This window comes from Pseudomonadota bacterium (genome assembly GCA_016719885.1).
Taxonomy (GTDB): domain Bacteria; phylum Pseudomonadota; class Gammaproteobacteria.
On sequence record JADJYF010000013.1, the window covers coordinates 125,276 to 147,318 of the forward strand.

16 protein-coding genes and 1 pseudogene are annotated in these 22,043 nt (G+C 64.7%); 7 read left to right on the forward strand and 10 right to left on the reverse strand.

Annotation, left to right across the window (positions count from 1 at the left end; translation table 11 throughout):
- Positions 1-54 precede the first annotated feature (54 nt).
- Positions 55-1,338, reverse strand: coding sequence for an isocitrate lyase (gene aceA / locus IPM80_14910; GenBank protein MBK8959676.1), 1,284 nt, complete (start codon positions 1,336-1,338; stop codon positions 55-57).
- Between the two features lie 553 nt (positions 1,339-1,891).
- Between aceA and clpS the strand changes: the two genes are divergently transcribed.
- The 3 genes from clpS (at position 1,892) to IPM80_14925 (ending at position 5,111) form a co-directional block, all read left to right on the forward strand.
- Positions 1,892-2,215, forward strand: coding sequence for an ATP-dependent Clp protease adapter ClpS (gene clpS / locus IPM80_14915; GenBank protein MBK8959677.1), 324 nt, complete (start codon positions 1,892-1,894; stop codon positions 2,213-2,215).
- A gap of 22 nt (positions 2,216-2,237) precedes the next feature.
- Positions 2,238-4,502, forward strand: a complete 2,265-nt coding sequence (clpA, locus tag IPM80_14920) for an ATP-dependent Clp protease ATP-binding subunit ClpA (GenBank protein MBK8959678.1) — start codon at positions 2,238-2,240, stop codon at positions 4,500-4,502.
- 90 nt (positions 4,503-4,592) lie between these two features.
- Positions 4,593-5,111 carry a MaoC family dehydratase gene (locus IPM80_14925; protein MBK8959679.1) on the forward strand — a complete coding sequence of 173 codons (519 nt, stop codon included), beginning with the start codon at positions 4,593-4,595 and terminating at the stop codon, positions 5,109-5,111.
- Between the two features lie 121 nt (positions 5,112-5,232).
- On the opposite strand, the gene argA is transcribed toward IPM80_14925, so the two are convergent.
- The gene (argA, locus tag IPM80_14930; protein ID MBK8959680.1) at positions 5,233-6,564 is read right to left on the reverse strand and encodes an amino-acid N-acetyltransferase; all 1,332 of its coding nucleotides are present in this window, start codon (positions 6,562-6,564) and stop codon (positions 5,233-5,235) included.
- A gap of 156 nt (positions 6,565-6,720) precedes the next feature.
- Here argA and ilvD point away from each other — a divergent pair.
- Positions 6,721-8,398: pseudogene (gene ilvD / locus IPM80_14935) on the forward strand (dihydroxy-acid dehydratase).
- A 45-nt stretch (positions 8,399-8,443) separates the two neighbouring features.
- Here ilvD and IPM80_14940 read toward each other — a convergent pair.
- Positions 8,444-9,046 (reverse strand): lytic transglycosylase domain-containing protein, encoded by a 603-nt coding sequence (locus tag IPM80_14940; GenBank protein ID MBK8959681.1) that lies wholly within the window; start codon positions 9,044-9,046, stop codon positions 8,444-8,446.
- Positions 9,047-9,362: 316 nt separating this feature from the next.
- Between IPM80_14940 and lpxD the strand changes: the two genes are divergently transcribed.
- On the forward strand, positions 9,363-10,334 hold the full coding sequence (gene lpxD / locus IPM80_14945) for a UDP-3-O-(3-hydroxymyristoyl)glucosamine N-acyltransferase (GenBank protein MBK8959682.1): 972 nt from the start codon (positions 9,363-9,365) through the stop codon (positions 10,332-10,334).
- On the opposite strand, the gene IPM80_14950 is transcribed toward lpxD, so the two are convergent.
- Positions 10,316-11,260, reverse strand: a complete 945-nt coding sequence (locus IPM80_14950) for a DMT family transporter (GenBank protein MBK8959683.1) — start codon at positions 11,258-11,260, stop codon at positions 10,316-10,318. The two genes, lpxD and IPM80_14950, sit on opposite strands and share 19 nt — an antisense overlap.
- A 58-nt stretch (positions 11,261-11,318) precedes the next feature.
- Positions 11,319-12,227: a hydroxymethylglutaryl-CoA lyase gene (locus IPM80_14955; GenBank protein ID MBK8959684.1), complete on the reverse strand. Its 909-nt coding sequence runs from the start codon at positions 12,225-12,227 to the stop codon at positions 11,319-11,321.
- 177 nt (positions 12,228-12,404) lie between these two features.
- On the opposite strand from IPM80_14955, the gene gorA reads away from it, so the two are divergent.
- Together gorA and IPM80_14965 are read left to right on the forward strand one after the other, a co-directional pair.
- A complete protein-coding gene (gene gorA / locus IPM80_14960; GenBank protein ID MBK8959685.1) occupies positions 12,405-13,757 on the forward strand; it encodes a glutathione-disulfide reductase in 1,353 nt (450 codons plus the stop codon).
- Positions 13,758-13,823: 66 nt separating this feature from the next.
- Positions 13,824-14,363, forward strand: coding sequence for a redoxin domain-containing protein (locus tag IPM80_14965; protein MBK8959686.1), 540 nt, complete (start codon positions 13,824-13,826; stop codon positions 14,361-14,363).
- Between the two features lie 63 nt (positions 14,364-14,426).
- Here the strand turns inward: IPM80_14965 and IPM80_14970 are convergent, their stop codons facing one another.
- From IPM80_14970 to IPM80_14990, 5 genes are read right to left on the reverse strand one after another with little or no spacing between them, the layout of a single operon-like run.
- Complete coding sequence (locus IPM80_14970; GenBank protein ID MBK8959687.1) at positions 14,427-15,782, reverse strand: MATE family efflux transporter; 1,356 nt, start codon at positions 15,780-15,782, stop codon at positions 14,427-14,429.
- 37 nt (positions 15,783-15,819) lie between these two features.
- Entirely contained in the window at positions 15,820-17,448 is a 1,629-nt protein-coding gene (locus tag IPM80_14975) for an ABC transporter ATP-binding protein (protein ID MBK8959688.1), read from the reverse strand.
- Positions 17,449-17,461: 13 nt separating this feature from the next.
- The gene (locus tag IPM80_14980) at positions 17,462-18,871 is read right to left on the reverse strand and encodes an ABC transporter permease (GenBank protein ID MBK8959689.1); all 1,410 of its coding nucleotides are present in this window, start codon (positions 18,869-18,871) and stop codon (positions 17,462-17,464) included.
- A complete protein-coding gene (locus IPM80_14985) occupies positions 18,868-19,845 on the reverse strand; it encodes an ABC transporter permease (protein MBK8959690.1) in 978 nt (325 codons plus the stop codon). Before IPM80_14985 ends, IPM80_14980 begins: the two co-directional genes overlap by 4 nt.
- Entirely contained in the window at positions 19,842-22,007 is a 2,166-nt protein-coding gene (locus IPM80_14990; GenBank protein MBK8959691.1) for an ABC transporter substrate-binding protein, read from the reverse strand. Before IPM80_14990 ends, IPM80_14985 begins: the two co-directional genes overlap by 4 nt.
- Positions 22,008-22,043: the final 36 nt, after the last annotated feature.

The window sequence follows — 22,043 nt, forward strand, 5'->3', positions numbered from 1 at the left end:
GCCGGCACGGGGCCGGCGTCGTAGGCATGCGCGACAGGCGCGCCGCGGGTCGGATCAATGGAACTGCTGTTCCTCGGTCGAACCGGTCAGCGCGGTGACCGAGGACTGACCGCCCTGGATCACGGTGGTGACGTCATCGAAGTAACCGGCGCCCACTTCCTGCTGGTGGCTGGCGAAGGTGTAACCACGCTTGGCGGCCGCGAATTCCTTCTCCTGCACCATCTCCACGTAGGCGGTCATGCCCTTTTCCACGTAGTTCTGCGCGAGGTCGAACATGTTGTACCACATGTTGTGGATGCCGGCCAAAGTGATGAACTGGTACTTGTAGCCCATCGCGCCCAGCTCGCGCTGGAACTTGGCGATGGAGGCGTCGTCGAGGTTCTTCTTCCAGTTGAACGACGGCGAGCAGTTGTAGGCCAGGAGCTGGTCGGGGAACTGCTTCTTGATCGCTTCGGCAAAGCGCTTGGCTTCGTCCATGTCCGGCACCGCGGTTTCGCACCACAGGAGATCGGCATAGGGCGCATAGGCGAGACCGCGGGCGATGGCCTGGTCGAGGCCGGCATTGGTCACGTAGAAGCCTTCCGAGGTGCGCTCACCGGTGACGAACGGGTGGTCGCGCTCGTCGATGTCGGAGGTCAGGAGGTTGGCGGCGTTGGCGTCGGTACGCGCCAGCACCACGGTCGGCACGTTGGCGGTATCGGCGGCAAGACGCGCGGCGACCAGCTTCTGCACGGCTTCCTGGGTCGGCACCAGCACCTTGCCACCCATGTGACCGCACTTCTTGACGGACGCCAGCTGGTCCTCGAAGTGCACGCCGGCGGCGCCGGCTTCGATCATGTTCTTCATCAGTTCAAAGGCGTTCAGCACGCCACCAAAGCCGGCTTCGGCGTCGGCCACGATCGGAATGAAGTAGTCGATGTTGCCGTTCTGCTTCGACCACTGGATCTCATCGGCGCGCTTGAAGGCGTTGTTGATGCGGCGAACCATGGTCGGCACCGAGTTGACGGCGTACAGCGACTGGTCGGGATACATGGTCTCGGAGGTGTTGCCGTCGGCGGCCACCTGCCAGCCGGACAGGTAGATGGCCTGGATGCCGGCCTTGACCTGCTGCACGGCCTGGCCGCCGGTGAGGGCGCCGAGGCAGGGCACGAAGTCGGCGGTGTTGACCAGGTTCCAGAGCTTTTCGGCGCCACGGCGGGCCAAGGTGTGCTCGACCACGACGCTGCCGCGCAGGCGAATCACGTCTTCCGCGGAATACGGGCGGGTGACGCCCTTCCAACGCGGATTGGTGGCCCAATCCTGCTTGAGCTGCTTAGCTTGTTCCTCGAATGACGCCATGCTCGTGTACTCCTGCGAATGTCACTGATAAATAAGAATCGTGAGCCTCTCATGCCACGCTGGGACGAAGCTCGGTGTCCGGTCGGCGCGCCGCGCGACGCAAGGGGTGTGGGGGCATGGCGCCCGAGGGCGCGGATGGTAATCCCCCCCGCCAGTGCCAGCAAGGAAATACGCGGGAAAACGTCGACTTCCGCGCGCCCGACCGAGGCGGTCGCGGCTGTCCTCGTGTAGGGCCGGCCGTCGTCTTCCAGACGGCCCGGCATGAGCCGTCGCGCAGAGCGGCCCGCAAGGTACGTTGCAGTGCACCAAGTGTCAATGTGCCCCGATCAAAATTGACAATCCCAGGCGCCCTCGGCGAAGGTGTCGCCGCGCGCCGGGCGTGATGGAAGCAGCGCGCGGATGGTGCGCGTCTCGCGCCCATAACCTCACGATATTGCGGCATTTCAGCGCGCACTCGCGCCCTGCGACCATTTACGCGGGCAACCCGGAACGTATAAATTCAGACGCGGTGCGACACGCCAGTGCCACGCCCGCAAGTGTTCGACGATGAGCCATGTCCAATCAACCCGCACACCACCGTGAATCCGGCGTCGCGCTCCAGGAAGCGCAACCCAAACTCAAGAAGCCGCCGCTGTACCGGGTGGTGATGTTGAACGACGACTACACGCCCATGGAATTCGTGGTGCACGTGCTGGAAAAGTTCTTCCAAATGAACCGACCGACCGCTACGAGGGTCATGTTGGAAGTGCATACACAAGGGAAAGGTGTGTGCGGTATATTCACCCACGAGATAGCCGAAACCAAGGTGGCGCAAGTCAACACCTACGCACGCGACAACGAGCACCCGTTGCTGTGCACTCTCGAACTCGACTCGTGACCTGCCATTAGAGGACGCCGCAGTGCTTAGCAAAGAACTCGAAGTCACGCTCAACATGGCCTTCAAGGAGGCCCGCGAACAGCGCCACGAATTCATGACCGTCGAGCATCTGCTGCTGGCGCTGCTGGACAACCCGACTGCCGCCAAGGTGCTGCGCGCCTGCGGCGCCGACCTCAACGCGCTGCGCCGTCAACTCATCGAATTCATCCGCGAATCGTCCCCGCTGCTGCCGGAAGACGAAGACCGCGATACCCAGCCGACCCTGGGCTTCCAGCGCGTGCTGCAGCGCGCGGTGTTCCACGTGCAGTCCTCGGGCAAGAAGGAAGTCAACGGCGCCAACGTGCTGGTCGCGATCTTCGGCGAGCGCGAGTCCCACGCGGTGTATCTCCTCAACCAGCAGAACATTGCGCGCCTGGACGTCGTCAACTGCATCTCCCACGGCATCTCCAAGGTCAACGAAGAAGAGAACAACGAAGAGGTCAACCAGCAGCCGGAAGAGGAAGCGGAACAGGGAGAAGCCACCAACAACGCGCTGACCGCCTATTGCACCAATCTCAACGAGCAGGCCGTGGCCGGCAAAATCGACCCGCTCATCGGCCGCCAGGAAGAAGTCGAGCGCACCATTCAGATCCTGTGCCGCCGGCGCAAGAACAATCCCTTGTTCGTCGGCGAGGCCGGCGTCGGCAAGACCGCCATCGCCGAGGGTCTGGCCAAGATGATCGTCGACGGCGAAGTGCCGGAAGTCATCGCCAACTCGACCATCTACTCACTGGACCTCGGCGCGCTGCTGGCCGGCACCAAGTACCGCGGCGACTTCGAAAAGCGCCTGAAGAACGTGCTCGCGCAGTTGAAGCGCGAAGAAGGCGCGGTACTGTTCATCGACGAAATCCATACCATCATCGGCGCCGGCGCGGCCTCGGGTGGCGTGATGGACGCATCGAACCTCATCAAGCCCATGCTCGCCTCGGGCGACCTGAAGTGCATAGGCTCGACCACCTACCAGGAATACCGCGGCATCTTCGAGAAAGACCGCGCGCTGGCGCGCCGCTTCCAGAAAATCGACGTCGGCGAGCCGAGTGAGGACGAAGCGGTCAAGATCCTGCAGGGCCTGAAATCGCGCTTCGAAGACCATCACGACGTGCGCTACACCAACCAGGCCTTGCGCTCGGCGGTGGAACTCACGCACCGCTACATCAATGATCGGCATCTGCCCGACAAGGCCATCGACATCATCGACGAAGCCGGTGCGCGCCAGCGCCTGCTGCCGGCGTCCAAGCGCCGCAAGACCATCGGCGTCAGCGACATTGAGGAAATCGTCGCCAAGATTGCACGCATCCCGCCGAAGGCCGTGTCGACTTCGGACCGCGACGTGCTGAAGAACCTGGAACGCGATCTGAAAATGGTGGTGTTCGGCCAGAACGCCGCCATCGAAGGCCTGGCCGCGGCCATCAAGATGTCGCGCTCCGGCCTTGGCCACACCGAGAAGCCCATCGGTTCCTTCCTGTTCGCCGGCCCCACCGGCGTCGGCAAGACCGAAGTCACGCGCCAGCTCGCGCGCATCATGGGCATCGAGCTCATCCGCTTCGACATGTCCGAATACATGGAGCGGCACACGGTGTCGCGTCTCATCGGCGCACCGCCCGGCTACATCGGTTTCGATACCGGCGGTTTGCTGACCGAGGCGGTCAACAAGCAGCCGCATGCGGTGCTGCTGCTGGACGAAATGGAGAAGGCGCATCCCGATGTCTTCAACATCATGCTGCAGGTCATGGACCACGGCACGCTGACCGACACCAACGGGCGCAAGGCGGATTTCCGCAACGTCATCATCGTCATGACCACCAACGCCGGCGCCGAGCGCATGAGCCGCGCCTCGGTGGGTTTCACGCGCCAGGATCACAGCGCCGACGCCATGGGCGAGATCAAGCGCATGTTCAGCCCGGAATTTCGCAATCGCCTCGATGCCATCATCGAGTTCAGCGCCCTCGCGCCGGACACCGTCAGTCACGTGGTCGACAAGTTCCTGGTCGAACTGGAAAGCCAGCTCGATGCCAAGAAAGTCACCATGGAAGTCGACGCCGCCGCCCGCCTGTGGCTGGCCGAGCATGGTTATGACCCGATCATGGGCGCGCGACCGATGGCACGCCTCATCCAGGACAAGATCAAGAAATCCCTGGCCGAGGACATCCTGTTCGGCCGTCTTGCCAACGGCGGCCACGTGGTCATCACCATCAAGAACGACGACATCGCGGTTGAGTTCGAAGAGGAAACCGAACAGGCGACTTGACCCGCCCCGGCGCCAACCCTACGACGGCGGCCCATGGCCGCCGTTCTTTTTTCAAACGCGAATATCCACGCGTGACTCACGGAGACAACCATGGTGCAGAACGTCAAGCAAGTCGGCCCCAATACATTTCGCGAAACCTTCGGCCGATATTTCGAGGATTTCGAAGTCGGGCACGTCTACCAGCACCGTCCCGGCCGCACCATCAGCGAAGTGGACAACACCTGGTTCACGCTGCTGACCATGAACCAGCACCCGCTGCATTTCGATGCCGAGTACGCCAAGGCCTCGGAATTCGGCAAGGTGCTGGTCAACAGCGCCTTCACCGTGTCGCTGGTGGTGGGTATGAGCGTCAGCGACGTGAGTCAGAAGGCGATCGCCAACCTCGGCTGGAAGGAAATCAAGCTGCCGGCGCCGGTATTCGTCGGCGACACGCTCTACGCCGAATCCGAAGTGCTGGGCAAACGCGAGTCGCAGTCACGCCCGACGGCCGGCATCGTCACGGTGCGTACCTGGGGCAAGAAGAGCGACGGCACGGTGGTGTGCGAGTTCGACCGCAACATGCTCATTCCGAAGCGTGGGCATGGGGTGGAGGACAAGGTGGAGTATTGAGAGAACGCAGATTCGCGCTTTCATTGTGGGTCAGACTTCAGTCTGACATTGCTGCCCGGCGCTGATGTTTCCGCAACATCTTTGAATGTCAGACTGAAGTCTGACCCACAAAGACCGAGCGTCAACCCAGCGCCTTGATCAACACCGCCGAGTTCCGCTGGTAGTTGTACAGCTCGCGCTTGGCCATCGGCAGTGAGTCGATGGCGCCGGCACGGAAGCCGCGCTCGTTGAACCATTGCGTGGCCTGGGTGGTGAGCACGAACACCGATCCCAGGTTCGCATGGCGGGCGCGCCGCTCCAGCGCCTCCAGCAACAGGTCACCGAACTGGCCGCCGCGGTAATCCGGGTGCACGGCGATGCAGGCGATTTCCGCCATGCCCTGCTCGGCGTAGGGATAGAGCGCGCCACAGGCCACCACGGTGTTCTCGCGCACCATCACCACGAAATGATCGATTTCGTTCTCGAGCTTTTCCCGCGAGCGTTTGACCAAGAGGCCTTGCGCTTCCAGCGGCTGCACCAGTTCCAGGATGCCGCCGACGTCTTCGACCCGACCCTCGCGCAGTTGGTCGAAGGGCGCGCTGCTCAGCATGGTGCCTATGCCGTCGCGGGTGAACAGTTCGCGCAACACCGCGCCATCGACCAGGCGCGTGACGATGTGCACGCGCTCGACACCCTGCTCGCAGGCCGCGATGCCGGTTTCAAGCGGTTCAAAGTCGACAAGATCGGCACGCTTGGTCTCGCGCAGCTGCTGCGCTTCGTGCACTGTCAGCTGTCGCACCAGTTCGCCGTGGGCGTCGGTGATGCCGTCCCTGTCGGTGAGCAGTATGAGCTTGGCCGCGCCGATCTCGGCGGCCACCGTGGCGGCGAGATCCTTGGCCTTGAGATTGAACAATTCGCCGGTCGGCGAATAACCGAGAGGCGCGAGCAGCACGATTTCCCCTTCATCGAGCCGCGCACCGATGGCCTTGCGATCGACATTTCGCACCAGGCCGGTGAACAGCAAGTCGACGCCATCGATGATGCCGGCCGGCCGCGCCAGCACGAAGTTGCCGCTCGCGATACGGCAGCCGGCGCCAGACAAGGGTCCACCGCGACTGCCGAAGGAAAACGCCGCCTCGATGTCGAGACGCATGGCGCCCACCACTTCGCGCACCTCGTGCATGGTCCGCGCATCGCTGACGCGCAGATCGCCGACCACGCGTGGCGTGATGCCGCGCGCCGCCAGGCGCTGTTCAATCTGCGGACGCGCACCGAACACCACCACCAGGCGTATGCCCACCGCCGCCAGCATCAGGAGATCGCGAATTAGGTTGGTGAAGCCGGCGTCCGCCACCGCCTCGCCGCCGAAATAGACCACGAAGGTCTGGGCGCGGTGCTTGTGAAAATACGGTGACACCTGGCGCAGCCAGGCGACCACCGCTTCCCCTTCCAGAGGCGAGCTCGATTCGGTCATCGCGACGTGATCCTCGCGCGGCGCGCGCAACGTGATGGCGGCATTCTAGCGGCTTTGGCCCGCCACGCGCCTTGGGCGACCGTGACGGGAGCGCTATCATGCGCGCTGGCCAATGGCCAGCCACCCCTATCAGCCGACAGCACGCCGGAGAACACCATGGCGACCAAGATCAACAAGATCAGTGAACGTATCACTCAACCGCGCTCGCAGGGCGCCTCGCAAGCCATGCTGCTCGGCACCGGCCTGACCGAAGAGGATTTGAGCAAGGCCCAGGTCGGCATCGCCAGCGTGTGGTTCGAGGGCAACCCCTGCAACATGCATCTCCTGTCTCTCGCCGAGGAAGTGAAAAAAGGCGTGCAGCAGGCCGGCATGGTCGGCATGCGCTTCAACACCGTCGGCGTCAGCGACGGCATCTCCATGGGCACGCGTGGCATGAGCTACTCGCTGCAGTCGCGCGACCTCATCGCCGACTCCATCGAAACCATCATGGGCGGCCAGTGGTACGACGCCAATATCTCCATCCCGGGCTGCGACAAGAACATGCCCGGCTGCCTCATCGCCATGGGCCGTTTGAACCGCCCGGCGCTGATGGTCTACGGCGGCACCATCAAGCCCGGACATTCCCATGGCAAGGTGCTGGACATCGTGTCGGCCTTCCAGAGCTACGGCTCCTACCTCGCCGGCACCATCAGCGAGGAAGAACGCCAGGACGTGGTGCGTCACGCCTGCCCGGGCGCCGGCGCCTGCGGCGGCATGTACACCGCCAACACCATGGCCTCGGCCATCGAAGCGATGGGCATGACCCTGCCCTACTCGTCCTCGGTGCCTGCGGTCGATCCCTTGAAACTGGAAGAATGCCGCCGCGCCGGCGCCGCCATCCGTGTGCTCACGGCGCGCGACATCAAGCCCAGCGACATCATGACCCGCGCCGCCTTCGAGAACGCGATGGTGGTGATCACCGTGCTCGGCGGCTCCACCAACGCGGTGCTGCATCTCATCGCCATGGCCAAGGCGGTCGGCGTCAAGCTCACCATCGATGACTTCCAGGCGGTCAGCGACCGTGTGCCGTTCCTGGCCGACCTGAAACCCAGCGGCCAGTACGTGATGGAAGACCTGCACAAGGTCGGCGGCATTCCGGCGGTGCTGAAATTCCTGCTCGAAGCCGGCCTCATCGACGGCAGCTGCCTGACCGTCACCGGCAAGACCCTGGCCGAGAACCTCGCCGACCTGCCGGGCCTGACGCCGGGCCAGCAGGTGCTGCGCCCTGTCCAATCCCATCAAGCCCAGCGGCCACATCCAGATCCTGAAGGGCAATCTCGCGCCCGGCGGCTCGGTGGCCAAGATCACCGGCAAGGAAGGCCTGCGCTTCGAAGGCCCGGCCAAGGTCTACGATTCGGAAGAAGACATGCTGGCGGGCCTGGAGCAGAAGAAGATCCAGAAGGGCGACGTCATCATCATCCGCTACGAAGGGCCGAAAGGCGGCCCGGGCATGCCGGAAATGCTGACCCCGACCTCGGCCTTGATGGGCGCCGGTCTCGGCGACTCGGTGGCCCTCATCACCGACGGCCGCTTCTCCGGCGGCTCGCACGGTTTCATCGTCGGGCACGTGGTGCCGGAGGCGCAGGAAGGCGGCCCCATCGCCTTCGTGAAAACCGGTGACCGCGTGACGCTGGATGCCGACCACAAGACCATCACCATGGCGGTCGACGAGGCGGAACTCGCACGCCGGCGCCAAGGCTGGGTGGCGCCGCCCTACAAGGCCGAGCGCGGCACACTGTTCAAGTACATCCAGCGCGTGACCAACGCCTCGGAAGGCTGCGTGACGGACGAATAGGCATTGTTGACAGGCCGGCGGCCGCAATGGCCGCCGGTGGCGCGGCTACATATCCCGCTTGTAGTCGTTGTAGTACTTCAGGACCCGCTGCACGTAGACCTCGGTTTCCTTGTAGGGAGGAATGCGCCGGCCATTGTTGATGACGGCGTTCTCGCCGGCGTTATAGGCGGCCAGCGCCAGCACCAGGTTGTCGTCGAACATGTTGAGCAGGTCGCGCAGGTAATGGGTGCCGCCCGACACGTTGGCTATCGGGTCGCGCCGGTTGCGCACCCCGTAACGCTCGGCGGTGCCGGGCATGAGTTGCATCAGTCCCACCGCGCCGGCGGTCGACACGGCCTCGGCGTTGTAGCCGGACTCGGCGGTGATGACCGCATGCAGAAGCGCCGGCGGCAAGCGATGAACCTTGGCGGCCTGGGCGATGGTCGGGCCGTATTTCTGGCGATTCTTGAACGCGTTCTTGAAATCGACGCGCGCCTCCGACCAACCCTTCCAGGTCTTGACCAGCCGTCGGAAGCCAGGGTGGTCGGGGCGGTCGGTCAGATGCACGTGGCCGCGGCCGTCGACATACTTGTAGATATCGGCGCCTGCCAGAAACGGCACCAGCACCAGGAGCGCGCCAAGCGCGAAGAAAAAGATCCGTTTTTGCATGGGATGGCGAATGGGCACGAGATTATTATCTAAAGTAATTTATTGAAATATTCTATAACTCAATGATAGTTATTGGAATAGAAAGCGCAAGCTATAAAATACTTGAGCTCGAGGCCGCCCGTCCCCGTGGCCGTCAGTGGCGAGCATAGACCAGGGGCCGACATTTCCCCATTACGCGGTCGCGCGCTGGCGCCGCATTTAACACTAGTTTTGACGGGCATGGCCCGGCGCCTGACGGCTGGCGCCTCGTCTGCGACCTTGTAGACTTGCCGGCCAGCCGGCGCCGTCATGCCGAAGGACGACTCGAGGAATGAACATGTCATACACCCTGGCCGAGATTGCGCGGCGCTTCGAACTCGAGCTTAGCGGCGACAGCTCGCTCGAGATCGAAGGCGTGTGCGGGCTGTCCGACAATCTGCCGCGCTGCCTGTCGTTTGCGAGCGGCGCCAAGCACGTCGACGATGCCGCGGCGTCGCGGATTGCGGCCTTCGTCGCCCATCCCGACCATCCGGTCGCCGGCAAGGCCAATCTCTTCCACCCCAATCCCGAATACATGATGGCGCGCATCGCCAGCCTGTTCGCCCGCAGCCAGCTGGGGGACGCGCGCGGCGTGCACCCCAGCGCCATCGTCGCGATCAGCGCGGCGCTGGGCGATGACTCCTATATCGGCCCGAATGTCGTAATCGGTAACCAGGTCAAGATCGGGCCGCGCTGCAAAATCTTCCCCAACGTCGTGATCATGGACCGCGTGGAGCTCGGTGCCGACTGCGTCATCTACCCCAACTGCACGCTGCGCGAGGACACCTTGCTCGGCAACCGCGTGATCCTGCAGCCCGGGGTGTCGATCGGCGGCGACGGCTTCGGCTTCGTCAACCACGACGGCCAGCACTTCAAGATCCCGCAGCTCGGCCGTGTGGTACTGGAGGACGACGTCGAAATCGGCGCCAACTCCACCGTCGACCGCGCACGTTTCAGCGAGACCCGCATCGGTCGTGGCACCAAGGTCGACAACCTGGTGATGCTGGCGCACAACGTGGTGACCGGCGAGAACTGCGTGATCGTGTCGCAGGTCGGGGTGTCCGGCAGCACCCGCCTCGGCAACCGCGTGACCTTGGCCGGCCAGGTCGGCACGGTGGGTCACGTGACGGTGGCCGACGACGTCACCGTGCTCGGCAAGGGCGGCATCACCAAGGACATCCGCGAGCCCGGCATCTATGCCGGCATGCCCTTGAAGCCCGCGCGCCTGTGGCGCAAGGCCATGGCCAGGCTCTACGCCGGGCTGTCCTGAACCTTGCCGGGCGCGGCCCGGGTCTCCAGCACCACGATCCCGGCGATGATGAGCGCGGTGCCGAGCATCTGGATGGGGTGCATGGCTTCGCCGAGGATCCAGGCCGCCAAGGCAAAGGTCGCCGGCGGGCCGATGGTGCTGACGATGGAAGCGCGCTGCGCGCCGATACGGCGGATGCTGGCGGAAAACAGGAACAACGGCAGCACGCTGGTGGTGACCGTCATGCCGATGATCAGCGCCCAGTCACGCGGTGCAAGCGCGACGAAGCTGGCGACACTCGTACCTCCCATCACGGCCGCATGCAGCGTCAGCGCGATGGCGCCGGCGGTACTCGCGTAGAGCAGGAAAGGCGCGCTGCCGAGCACGGTCGCGACCCGCTCGTTGGCGATGAGGTAATAGGCAAAACCGGCCGCCGAGGCGAGCACCAGCGACGCGCCCAGACCATTGGCCTGCCACAGTCCCGCATCGAGCCCACCCACCGCGCAGGCGACGCCGAGATAGGTCAGCATCACCGCGATCAGCAACCGTGCCGACGGCCAGCGCCGCGCGGCGAGCGCACGCGCCAGCACCACCATGGCGGGATAGCTGAACAGCAGCACCCGCTCGAGACTGGCGTTGATCATGGTCAGCGCGACGAAATTCAGCCACGCGGCAGCGTAATGGCTGGCAAGGCCGGCCAGCATCGCGCCGGCGATGAGTCGCGGCTCGGCCGCGGCCAGCTCGCGCAACGAAGTGCGATACAGGGCCCAGCCCCACACCAGGGGCAAGGTGAACCACGAACGCAGCAGCAGGATGGATTCGACCGCGACGCCATCGCGGAACAGGAGCTTGGCAAAGATGCCCTTGCCCGACACCAACAGCGCACCGAGCACCACCAGCGCGACGTCGCCGTGGCGCTGCCACCAGCGGGCCAGAACCGAGGCCACGACTCAAGCGCCCGCGGGCGCGGCCGATGGGGCGCCGCGCCTTAGGCCGGCGCGACGCTCAAGCCGCACGCGGCGGCGGAAACACGCTGGCGCGGGTCATGCTGGCCTGCATCGGCGCCGCCAACGGGCCTTCCAGCCATTTCGAAGTGGCGACCACCTTGGCGATGTCGATACCGGTGGTGTAGCCCATGCGATGCAGAAGGTAGAGCACGTCCTCGGTGCCGACATTGCCGGTCGCGCCGGGCGCGAAGGGACATCCGCCCACCCCGCCGCAGCTGGCGTCGATGATGCGCACGCCGCTCTCGACCGCCGCGTACACATTGCCGATGCCGGTGCCACGGGTATTGTGGAAATGCATGCGCAGCGGTGTGGCGCCGATGCGCGGCCGTACCGCTTCCACCAGCCGCTTGACGTCCGAGGGCACCGCCACGCCGATGGTGTCGGCCAGCGCGATCTCGTCGACGCCCATGCCGTGCAGGCGCTCGGCGATCGCGACCACGGTGGCGGGCGCGACTTCGCCCTCGAAGGGGCAGCCGAAAGACGCGGCAATCGTCACGCCGAAATAGCGGCCGGCGTCCTGCGCGCGGCGCGCCAGCGAGGCGATGAGTTCCAGCATGTCGGCCGAGGTTTTGCCCTGGTTGCGCAGGCAGAAGCTGTCGGTCGTGACCGCAGCGCAGTTGATCTGTCCGACGCCCGAAACCAGCGCACGCTCGAGCCCCTGTTCGTTCAATACCAAGCCGATATAGCTCACGCCCTCGCGACGCGGCAGGCGCGCGATGACCGCATCGGCATCGGCCATCTGCGGCACGCGCTTGGGATTGACGAAGCTCGCCACCTCGAGCCGCCGCACGCCGGCCTCGACCAGGCGCTCGATGAAGGCAAGCTTGGTCTCGGTATCGAGCAATTGCGGCTGTGCCTGTAGGCCGTCGCGTGGCCCGACCTCGACGATTTCGACCCGTTCACCCATGAGCTTCACTCCTGCATGCGGCATGCGCTCGAAGTCGAGAAGCCGCTTTGAAAACCTGACCGCGATTGTAGCCAAAGGCGTCGCCGGCCGGCAGCGCGAAGAATCCGCGCCGTATGCGTGCAATCCGCGCAGGCGCCAGCCTCTATACTAGGGCCACGCTAACGGCCAGGAGTGAACATGGCGTCCTACGATTACGATCTCTTCATCATCGGTGGCGGCTCGGGCGGCGTGCGCGCCGGCCGCATGTCGGCGAGCTTCGGCGCGCGCGTGGCGATGGCCGAGGAGCGCTACATGGGCGGCACCTGCGTGAACGTCGGCTGCGTGCCGAAGAAGTTGTTCGCCTACGCCGCCCACGTGCACGAGGAAGTCCATGATGCGGCCGGCTTCGGCTGGAAGATTGCCGACGGCAGTTTCGACTGGCCGACCCTGGTCGCCAACAAGAACAAGGAAATCGAACGCCTGAACGGCATCTACCAGCGCCTGATGGACAACGCCGGTGTGACCGTGATGCACGAACGCGCGGTGTTGAAGGACGCCCACACCGTCACCGTCGGCGGTCGCGATATCACTGCCGAACGCATCCTGGTGGCGACCGGCGGCTGGCCCTACGTGCCGACCTTTCCGGGCAGTGAGCTCGCCATCAATTCCAACGACGCGTTCTTCCTCGAACGCCTGCCGAGGCGCGCGGTGGTGGTCGGCGGCGGCTATATCGCGGTTGAATTCGCCGGCATCTTCAATGGCCTCGGCTGCGAGACCACGCAGCTCTATCGCGGCCCGCTGTTCCTGCGCGGCTTCGACGATGACGCCCGGCATTTCCTCGCCGACGAGATGCAAAAGAAAGGCGTCAAGCTGCGCTTCGACACCGACGTCACGCGCATCAGCCGTGAAACCGACGGGCTGCGCCTGCATCTGAACGATGGCAGCACGCTGGACTGCGATCTGGTGATGTATGCGACCGGTCGCAAGCCCAACACCGCCAAGCTCGGCCTCGAAGCCTGCGGTGTGGCGCTGGACGACAATGGCGCGGTGAAGGTCAATGGCAACTATCAGACCAGTGTGCCGTCAATCTACGCCATCGGCGACGTCACCGACCGCATCAACCTGACGCCGGTCGCGCTGGCCGAAGGCATGGCCCTGGCCTGGCACCTGTATCGTGACCACGAACGTCCGGTGGATTACGAGTTCGTGCCGAGCGCGGTGTTCAGCCACCCCAACCTCGCAACGGTCGGCTATACCGAGGCGCAGGCGCGCGAGAAGTACGGCGCGGTGACGGTGTTCAGATCCACTTTCACGCCACTCAAGCACACGCTGTCGGGCTCCAAGGAAAAGACCTTGATGAAACTCATCGTCGATACCGCCAGCGATCGCGTGGTCGGCGCCCACATGGTGGGCCCCGATGCAGGGGAATCCATCCAGGGCCTGGCGGTCGCCATCAAGGCCGGCGCCACCAAGACCCTGTTCGACCGCACCATCGGCATCCATCCGACCTCGGCCGAGGAATGGGTGACGATGCGCGAGCCGGTGGCCTGAGATCCGACATCGGTAGCGCGGTCGTAAACCAGTATCAGCCACGAGGCCACAACGAGGAGCGAGCGTATGGATTTTCCCAAACTGCGGGCGCTGGCGGTGCTGCTATGCGGCGCCGTCACCAGCCTGGCGAGCGGCCCGCTGCCGGCGGCGGATCTGGCGGTCGGCGATGTCGCGCCCGACTTCACGCTCGCCGGTTCCGACGGCAAACAACATCACCTCGCCGACTACCGCGGCACGGCCGTGGTGGTCGCGTGGTTCCCGAAAGCTTTCACCGGCGGCTGAACCGCGCAGTGCAAATCGCTCCGTGAGAGTGGTGCATTGTTGAAGAACTACAAGGTCGCCTACTTCATGGCGAGCACGGATGACGCCGAGACCAATACGAAATTCGCGGCCGAGACCGGCGCGGATTTTCCCATACTTGCCGACCCGGACAAGAAGGTCGCGGCCGACTACGGCGTGCTCGGCATGCTCGGCTTCGCCTCGCGCTGGACGTTCTACATCGACAAGGACGGCAAGATTGCCTATATCGACAAGGACGTGAGCGTGGTCAAGGCCGGCGCCGACACGGCGGCGCGGCTGGCGGCACTCGGAGTCGAGAAACGCTGAGCGTGTCCGACGCTGCGTATGTGTGCGCACTGGCGGCGCCAACATGCATGAGGCGGACAGCGATCATGGCGCGGGCGCACGCAGCAGGCGCCGCGTCAGGATCACGAAACGGCCGATCAGGAGAAACGACGCCACCCACAGCGCGGTGCTGAGGCCTATCCAGATGCCGGCGGCGCCGGCGCCGCCATGGCGGGCCAGCGCGTAGGCCAGCGTAAAGCCCACGCCCCAGTAGTTGAGCGCATTCAACACCAGCGGCACGCGGGTGTCTTTCAAACCGCGCAGCGCAAAGGCCGCCGCCACTTGCAGGCCATCGGCCAACTGCAAGCTGGCGCCAATCTTGAACAGCGCCAGGGCGATCGCGACCACGGCTGCGTCCGTCGTGTAGAGCGCGATGATGCGAGGCGCGAAGCACCAGGTGGTCACCGCCGCCGTGGTGGTGCACAGGCCGCACAGCACGAAGCCGGTGTAACCGATGCGGCGCACGGCGTTGAAATCGCGCCGACCGACCGCCTGTCCCACGCACACCGTCAGCGCCATCGCAAAGCCGAGCGGCGCCATGAACACGATGCCGCAATAGTTGAGCGCGACCTGGTGGGCCGCGACCGCCGCGCTGCCCAGCGAGCCCATCAACATCGCCACGGCGGTGAACAATCCCGATTGCAGGAATAGCGACACGCCTATCGGCAGCCCCAAGGCCAGCAGGCGTTTCAGCGCCGCGATATCCGGACGTTCCAGCGCCCGCCACAAACCGAAGCGTCGGTAGTGCGGCGAGCTCAGCGTATGGCCCGCCAACAGCGCCAGCATCACCCAGAAGCTGAGCGCGCTGCCGAGGCCGCAGCCCGGCGCGCCGAGGGCGGGCATGCCGATAGCGCCAAACAGGAAGGCATAGTTGAGCAACACGTTGAGCGGCAAGACCGCGGTCACGACCGTCATCACCGGCACCGTGCGGCCGACGCCTTCGTTCATCTGCTTCAAGGTGTGATAGCCATAGGCGCCGGGCACGCCCCACGACAGGTAGTCGAGATAGCCCTGCGCCAGCCGCGCCACCTCGTGTTCGATACCGACCGCCACCAGCAAGGGCGCGGTGTGGCGCATCGCCAGCATCACCAACAGCGAGACCAGCAGCGCGAGCCACAAACCCTGGCGCGTGTCGTGACCTATTTCGGCATCGCGCCCCGCGCCGAAATGCTGAGCGACCGTCGGGCCCAGCGCCATGATGGTGCCGAGCCCCAACAGGAACAACGCTATCCACACGCCATTGCCGATGGCGACGCCGGCGAGCTGCACCGAGCCCAGGCGCGCGGCCATCATGGTGTCGGCCACGCCGACACCGATGCTGGACAGGTTGTTGATGATGAGCGGCGCGCCGATCACGACCAGCGAGCGCAGGTCGGCGCGCAACTGCGCTGACCATGTCATGGCCATGTTCGCGCCCGCCATGACTGCGCGCGGCGCGTCAGGCCGCGTTGCCGATGGTCGGCACCGCGGCCAGCAACTGTTGCGTGTAGGCGTGTTGCGGCCGGTGCAGCACGTCGTCCACCGGCCCCTGTTCAATGATGCGACCATTGCGCATCACGGCGACATGGTGTGCGAGGTAGGCCACCACGCCGATGTTGTGGGTGACGAACAGGTAGCTCAGGCCCAGCCGCTCCTGGAGGTCTCGCAGCAATGACAGGATCTGCGCCTGCACCGACACGTCGAGCGCCGAGGTTGGTTCGTCGCACACGATAAGACGCGGCTCGACGGCGAGCGCGCGGGCAATGCAGATGCGCTGACGCTGACCGCCGGAAAATTCGTGGGGATATCGACGCGCATGCACGGCCTCCAGTCCCACCTGGGCGAGCAGCTCGGCAACGCGCGCATCGCGCTCGGCGGGGCCGGCGCCGATACCCTGCGCAAGCATGCCTTCCTTGATGATGTCGCCCACCACCATGCGCGGATTCATCGACGCCACCGGATCTTGAAAGACTATTTGCAGCGCGGCGCGCTGTCTGCGCATGGCGGCGGCATCGAGCGTCGCGAGATCGACGCCGGCGAATTCGACGCTGCCGCCGGCCAACGGCGCCAGGCGCAGAATGCCCTTGCCCATGGTGGTCTTGCCGCAGCCCGACTCGCCGACGATGGCCAGCGTGCGACCCTGCTCGACGCACAAGGTCACACCGTCGACCGCGCGCAAGGCGCCGACCTTGCGCTTGAACAGGCCGCGGCGGATGGGAAACTCGACCGCCAGGTCGCGCACTTCCAGCAACGGCGCGGCTGGCGTCGCGGACGGTGCATACCCTTCGCGCACGCGCTTGTCCCAGCTCGGCAAGGCGTCGAAAAGCTGGCGTGAATACGCATGCTGGGGGTTGGCATAGAACGCGTCGCGCGTGCCGCTCTCGACCAGCCGCCCTTGGCGCATCACCAGCACCCGGTCAGCTATCTGGTAGGCGACGGCGAGATCGTGGGTGATGAACAGGATGCCCATGCCACGACGCTTCTGCTCGGCCTTGATGAGATCCAGCACTTGCGCCTGGATTGTCACGTCCAGCGCGGTGGTCGGCTCGTCGGCGATCAGCAGCCGCGGCTGGGCGGCGAGCGCAATGGCAATCATCACGCGCTGCTTCATGCCGCCGGAAAACTGGTGCGGGTACTGGTCGAGGCGCGCGGCGGCGTCGCTGATGCCCACCGCCTCCAGCAGCTCGATGCTGCGTGCGCGCAAGGCCGCGCCGCGCAGTCCCTGGTGACGTACCAAGGCCTCACCCAGCTGCGCGCCGATGCGCATGACGGGATTGAGCGACGATTGCGGCTCCTGGAAGATCATGCCGACCGCCGCGCCGCGCACGTCACGCATACGGTATTCGGGCAGCTTGAAAAGATCCTGTCCCGCGAGGCGCACCGCGCCGCTGACTATCCTGGCGGTGGCCGGCAACAGTCGCGTGATGGCGAGCGCGGCCATCGATTTGCCGCTGCCCGATTCGCCGACCAGCACCACCGTCTCGCCGGCGGCGACCGCGAACGACAGCCCGTCCACCGCGCGCACCGCATGGGGCTCGGCGCCGAAATGAATGGCCAGGTCTTCGACTTCCAGCAGGGTGCTGCTCATGGGCGAGGTGTCCTCATTCGAGATCACGCAGGCGCGGGTCGAACGCATCGCGCACCGCATCGGCGAAAATGTTGGCCGCCAGCACCAGTGCGAACATCAGCACGAACGCGGCGCCCAGCGACCACCACACCACCGGCTCGCGCGCGAGTTCCAGGCGCGCGCCGTTGATCATGTTGCCCCAGGATTCCATGCTCGGGTCGACGCCGATGTCGATATAGGTCAACACCGCTTCGGCGAGCACCAGGCCGCTGAAATCGAGCACGATGGAAATCATCACGATGTGCATGATGTTGGGCAGGATATGGCGCGCCAGGATCTTGCCGTTGGACACGCCGAAGGCCCGCGCCGCCTCGATGAAATCGACCGCGCGCAGCTTCAGCGCCTCGCCGCGCAGGTAACGGCACAGGCCGGTCCAGGCGGTCACGCCGAGTATCATGCACAGCGCCAGCAGGCGCAGATCGGCGCGCGCGGCGAGGCTGGCATAGGCGTCCGCGTGGCGCGCCATGTAGACCTCGAGCATCAAGGCCGCGGCCGCCACCAGCAGCACGCCGGGAATGGATGACAAGGTCGTGTAGAGATACTGGATCACATCGTCCACCCAGCCGCCGAAGTAACCCGCCACCAGCCCCAGCACGAGCGCGAAGGGCAGCATCACGAGCGTGGTGAGCGTGCCGATGAGCAGGCCCGTACGTATGCTCTTCAACGCCTGGTAGAGCACATCGTTGCCGACCTGGTCGGTGCCGAACACGTGGTAGTAAGGCGCGAGTTCGACCACGCAGCCGAACAGGAGACTCAGTATCGCGAGCGTGCCGAGTATCGCGCGCCACGGCACCTGGCTCTCACCGCGCAGCATCGACAGTGCCGTCGCCTGCCACGGCGCGCGCGCGCGCCGCGCGCATAAGCCCACCACCAGCGCCATCTGCAGCGCGGCCAAGCCCAGGCCGAGCAGGATGCCGCCGATGAGTCGCGCGGCGATATCCGGCCCGCGTTCACTGGCCGGGTCGCGCAAGTGCGCACCGCCATGTTCGAGACGCGGAAAGGCGCGTGAATTGGAACCGTCGGCGAGCTCGACGATCTCCTTGGCATAGGCTTCGGCCGCGAAGGGCGCGGAGTAGGTGCGTTCGACACCGCTACGCAGAGGTCCCGCCAGCACGTCGAACACGCTGGTGAGATCGCGGCTGTAGGCGCCGCCACCATGGCCCGCGGCGGTGACGCGAAAATGCAGCGAATCGAGCAATGCGATGGCGAGATAGGCCGCCAGCACCACCGCCGCCGCCATGCCGAGCGGCTGTCGTGCGACCTGTCGCCACGGCGCGCGCAGGTGTTCGTGTCGTCGCGCATACCAGACATAGGCCGCCACGGCCGCCAGCAGCACGAAGAACAGCATATCGGTCTTGAGCAGCACCGGTTCGATGCCACTCATGTCAGCCGCACCCGCGGATCGGCCAAGGTATAGGAAATATCGGTGAGGATGAGGCCAACGATGTAAAGCAGTGACCCCAGGAACACCATCGCGCGCACGATGGCGAAGTCCTGGCTCTGGATGGCTTCGATGGTATAGCTGCCGAGGCCCGGTATGCCGAAAAACGCCTCGATGATGAGATTGCCGATGAACAGCGTGGGCAGAATCACCACCACGCCGGTGAGGATCGGGATCAAGGCATTGCGCAGCACGTGCTTGAACAACACCGCGCGTTCCGACAGGCCCTTGGCGCGCGCCGTGCGCACGTAGTCGCGATTGATCTCCTCGAGAAACAGCGTGCGATACCAACGGGTGCCATAGCCAAGGCCGGCAATCACGCTCACCGCCACCGGCAGCGCGATGAACTTCAGCATCGCGCTGTCACCGTCGAAACCCGAAATCGGCACCAGGCGCAGCACTTTGCCGAACAGGAACTGTCCGCCGATGATGTAGAACAGGCTGGAGACGGACATCATCGCCACGCACACGATCACCGCCCAGGTGTCGAAATAGGTGCCGCGCAGCAGTGCGATGCCCAGCGCCAGGCTGATGGTGAGCAGCAGCTCCAACACGAACACCGGCAAGGTCACCACCAGGCTCGGCACCATGCGCTGGGAAATGTCGAAGGCGATGTCGCGACCGCTGTCCGACTGCCCGAATTCGAACAGGAACAGCTTGAGCGTATGGCGATAGAAAATGGTGTCGGTCACGCGCGGCAGGCCATCCCGGGCCGCATTCCACAGCAGCGGTTTGTCGTAGCCACGCTCGGCTTTCCAGTTCTCGACCGCCTGCGGCGTGACATGCTTGCTGCCAAGATGCATGCGCGCCATGTCGTCCGGCGAATTGACCACGAAGAACAGGAAGAACGTGATGACGTTGACGCCCAGCAATATCGGCAAGGCGTACAACACGCGGCGCGCGATGTAGGCGCTCATCGCGCCGCCGCCCGCTGCCGCGCCCGGTAGCCGCGCCACGCAGGCACCGCGCTCAACACCAGCAAGGCCAGTAGTGTCAGCAATGGCCACAGCAAGGGCCGGTTCCATTCACGCTGCAGTCGCTCGCGCAACGACGGGTCCACGGTCTTGTACTTGAGCGTGTTGCGCGCCATGAGGTTCGGCTTGGAATTGCCGTACCAGGCGTGGTTGAGCGCATAGGCCATGGGATGAAATCCCCATAGCCACGGCGAATCCCTGCGCACGATTTCCACCATGCGGTCGATCAGGCGCTGTCTCTCCGCACCATTCGGCAAGGCGCGCATGCGCACGTACAGCTGGTCGAATTCTTCATTGTGATAGTTCGAAGCGTTCTCACCGCCGAAGTGGGACTTGCCATTAGGGCCGTACAGCAGGAACAGGAAATTCTCGGGATCGGGATAATCGGCATTCCATCCCCAGCTGAAGATCTGGGCCGTGCCTTCGCGGACCTTCTCCTGGAAGCGGTTGTAGTCGGTGACGCGGATCACGAGTTGGATGCCGAGCTTCTCGAACTGTTTGCGGTACCAGTTGAGCTGCGCCTTGCCGCTAGGCCCGCCGCTGATCGCTTCGTAATACAAGGTGAGCGGCTGGCCAGTCGCCGGGTCGCGGCCGTCGGCATAGCCGGCTTCGCGCAGCAAGGCGCGCGCGTCGTCGAGCGAACGTCGCGACGCATGACCGGAGCGCCATTCGTAGACATAGGGATTGATGCCCGACTGGCCGGCGCGATAACCGAAGATCTCCGGGGGAATCGGCCCATGGGCGGGCACGCCGCGACCGTTGGCGAAAATCGAGATGAGTTCCTCGAAATCGACCGCGATGGAAATCGCCTGACGCAGCAGGCGCGCGCGCTCGCTATCGCCGCCGACTACTGGGTCGGCCATGTTGAAACCCATGTAGGAGGTAGCCTGCTCGACCGCCGTGACGAGCTTGACGCCCTTTTCGCGCATGCCGGGCGTGAGTTCCGCTTCACCCTTCATGCCGAATTGAATGGCCTGGTCAAAGCTGTCCGGCAGCACCGCGGCGACGTCGTAATAGCCCTGCAGGAATTTCGTCCACTGCGGGATCTCTTCCTTCTCGAGGCTGTAGTAGGCGATGTCGATGAACGGCATGGTCTTGCCGGCCATGCGCAGCATGCCCGCCACCGCGTCGCCGGGCGCGCCGCGCTCCGGATAGGCTTCGCCACGAAAGTTCGGATTGCGCTCCAGCACCATGCGCCGATTGGGATTGTTCTCGGTCAACATGTAAGGACCGGTGCCTACCGGGTACCAGTCGAGCGTGAAATTGCGCTCTTTCATGCCCGGCTGCGCGTAGAAGCTGTCCGCTTCCCACGGCACCGGCGCGAAAAACGACATCGCCAGCCAGTAGCGGAACTGTGGGTATTTCTCCGTGATTCGGATCTCGAAGGTGTAGCGATCGATCACGCGCGCGCCATCGAAGTCGTACTTGCGCAAATCTACGAAGCCATGATTGTCGGCCTGCTCGGCGCGCAGCCGTTCACCGAGAGCTGTCAGTCCCTTGATGTACTTGCCCATCAAACCCGCCACCGGCGAATGCAAGTGCGGATGGGCCAGCCGCTTGATCTGGTAGACATAGTCGTCAGCCGTCAACTCGCGGCTGCCCTTGTGCGTGAAATCGGCAAGCGTGGCGCGTGACCTCACATCCTCGTGCGTGAGGTGATGGTAGTAGTAGCTGCCATCGCCGCGCCGCGCAAAGGCCGGATGCGGTTGATAGAGGATGCCGTGCTTCAGCGTGACACGATACACCGCCTCTGCGACGCTTTCGGCGGGCGCATCGGCCGGCAGCGCCTGGCCGTCACGATCGTAATAGCGCGGTTCCGGCAGCGCGGTCGCGGTCAAGGGCACGAGTTGGTAGGGGCGCTTCAGAAAATGGTATTGCACCACTGGCTCGTAAATCTGGCCGGTGAACTGCGCCTCGTTCTCGCTATAGGAAGAGACCGGGTCGAGATGCTTGGGTCTTTCGGCAAATGCGCCATAGAAAACCGCGCGCCCCGAGTCCGACGCACGATAGGGATCGTTCCACGGCTGCTCGCCGCAGCCCGCGATGCTCGCGGCCAGCATGACCAGACAGACCATTGCCAGCGCGGTCGGCGGCAGGAATCGCATGTTCGCGTGCTCTCGGAGGCGCTGCGGGATTATAAA